Origin of the sequence: Sphingobium phenoxybenzoativorans (genome assembly GCF_001757355.1) — a bacterium.
Lineage (GTDB): Bacteria > Pseudomonadota > Alphaproteobacteria > Sphingomonadales > Sphingomonadaceae > Sphingobium > Sphingobium phenoxybenzoativorans.
On sequence record NZ_MINO01000164.1, the window covers coordinates 1 to 2216 of the forward strand.

3 protein-coding genes are annotated in these 2216 nt (G+C 62.6%); all 3 read right to left on the bottom strand.

What is annotated here, in order from left to right:
* Positions 1-940, bottom strand: a 940-nt coding sequence (locus tag BHQ40_RS24540) for an FAD binding domain-containing protein (protein WP_070158290.1), incomplete at its 3' end; no start/stop codon positions are given.
* A complete protein-coding gene (locus BHQ40_RS24545) occupies positions 937-1443 on the bottom strand; it encodes a 2Fe-2S iron-sulfur cluster-binding protein (protein WP_070158291.1) in 507 nt (168 codons plus the stop codon). The genes BHQ40_RS24545 and BHQ40_RS24540, both read right to left, overlap by 4 nt.
* Positions 1444-1516: 73 nt before the next feature.
* Positions 1517-1948 carry a MarR family winged helix-turn-helix transcriptional regulator gene (locus BHQ40_RS24550; RefSeq protein ID WP_070158292.1) on the bottom strand — a complete coding sequence of 144 codons (432 nt, stop codon included), beginning with the start codon at positions 1946-1948 and terminating at the stop codon, positions 1517-1519.
* Positions 1949-2216 lie beyond the last annotated feature (268 nt).

Below are 2216 nucleotides of genomic sequence, written 5' to 3' on the forward strand. Positions count from 1 at the left end.
GTTCGACGAGGCCGATTTTGAATCCGTTGCCCGGCAGCGGCTTCGCGTCGACAAGTTCTTCGCGGATAGCGGCAAGGAAAGCCTCAGGCGTCGGCGCAACGCCAACCAGTGCCGCCTCTGCCTTTCTCGCCCGCCACGGCTTGGCCGCCACGCCGCCGAGCGCGATGCGGGCGTCAGCGATGCGCCCATCAGCGAGCGCCAAGCCACCCGCGACGGAGATCAGCGCGAACGCGTAGCTGGAGCGATCGCGAACCTTGCGATATTCGGCATGCGTCAGCGCGTCCGACAGCGGCGGCAGTCCAACTGCGGTGATCAGTTCACCCGGTTTCAGCACCGTCTCCACATACGGCGCGGTATTTGGGAGGACATGAAAATCATTCAGCGGCACTGACCGATCGCCATCGGGCCCGGAGAGATGGATCACCGCATCGAGCATGGCGAGCGCCACGCACATATCGGAAGGATGGGTGGCAACGCACTGATCCGACGCGCCCAAAATGGCATGATAGCGGTTGAACCCGTCGATCGCGTCGCATCCGATGCCCGGCTGCCGCTTGTTGCAGCGCGCGCCCTCGACGTCGTAAAAATACATGCAGCGCGTACGCTGGAGGACATTGCCCCCGACCGTCGCCATGTTGCGAATCTGTGCAGAGGCGCCGGCGAGCAGCGCGCGCGCAAGCACTGGGTATCGGCGGCGCACGCGCGGATCGGCAGCGACAGCGGCGTTCTTGACTGACGCGTCGATGATAAGCCCGCCGCCCTCGCTTTCGCGAATGGTGCCGAGCGTATGGCTGACGTCCACCAATTCGCTCGCCTGTTCGACATTTTGCCGCAGAAGATCGACAAGGTTGGTACCGCCGCCCAAAAACCGCGCTCCACTTTCACCGCGGGCAAGGGCGTCGGTGCGATCCGCCGCGCGGACATAGGTCAACGGCGTCATGCCGCCGTCTCCGCCAGCATCTCCTCGATCGCCTCGACGATCCCGTTATGCGCGCCGCAACGGCACAGATTGCCGCTCATGCGCTCGCGTATCTCCGCGCGGGTCACCACCGGTGAAGCGGTGATATCGAAGGTCACGTAGCTGGGGTCGCCCCGACGAAGTTCCTCCGCCATGCCGATCGCTGAGCAGATCTGGCCGGGCGTGCAGTAACCACATTGCAGTCCATCATGCGCGATGAAGGCCTGCTGCAACAGATGAAGATCGCCGCCTTCACCCGATAGACCTTCGATCGTCCGGACGTCGCTCCCGTCCGCCTGAGCCGCCAAGGTCAGACAGGACAGTACGCGGCGGCCATCGAGAAGAACCGTGCAGGCACCGCAAGCACCCTGATCGCATCCCTTCTTGGTACCGGTGAGATAAAGATGCTCGCGTAGCAAATCCAGCAGCGAGACCCGGGCATCGCCGGGCGGCGGAACTTCCGCGCCGTTCACACATATCGTCATGACTTGGCTCCATCCGTTGGTGCGACACGGCTCGTGCGATATCACCCATAAGATACAACGAAGTTCGGACTATTCAATCATCGTTGTAGACGATCTTTGTAATCATCGCGATGAACCGATCCCGTTCCTCAGCCGACAGCCGCGAAAGCATCAGCATATACATTTGACGATAGGTCTCGACCTGGCCCTGGGCGTAGGCGGTGCCAGCCTCGGACAAACTAAGCGCGACCGCCCGTCGATCGGCTTCGATGCGCTCCCGCTTCAGTAAGCCTCGCTTCACGAGCCGATCCGTCGCCGAAGATAGGGTCGTCGTCGGCACCGCGAGGAAGCGCGCAACATCGGTCGGGCCACAACCGGCATGGTCCGCGACATATAGGAGCACGGCTTTGTCCAGCTCGGCGAGCGGCCGCTCGGAACGCCGGGCGTCGGCCAGCTTGTATCGCCGCGCGAAGGTGTCGAACGCAGTGCCGAGCGCGGCGAGCTGGTCTTCGGTCGGATCACTCATTCTGCCCGCATATCGCGTCTTGACCTCGATTGGCCAGTGCTGCCTGCGGGAGAAGCGCGACTGCGTGCAACCTGGCGGACCTGCTCCAGACAGGAAAGGCGATGCTTGTCAATGCGATGGCTGCTTTGCCTCCTTTGTCCGTGTCGGTGCTTTGCGGCACAATATTGAGACAGAGATGAATGGACGCAAGCAGCAGATCGTCCCGAGAGGTTCCATACACAGCCGACCCTTCCGAGACACTCAGCCTCCGATTCTCGCTCCCTTGGGT

Bases quoted from the DNA above. Each gene is read 5' to 3' on its own strand.
- BHQ40_RS24545 (WP_070158291.1), bottom strand. From the start codon at position 1,443: ATGACGATATGTGTGAACGGCGCGGAAGTTCCGCCGCCCGGCGATGCC.
- BHQ40_RS24550 (WP_070158292.1), bottom strand. From the start codon at position 1,948: ATGAGTGATCCGACCGAAGACCAGCTCGCCGCGCTCGGCACTGCGTTC.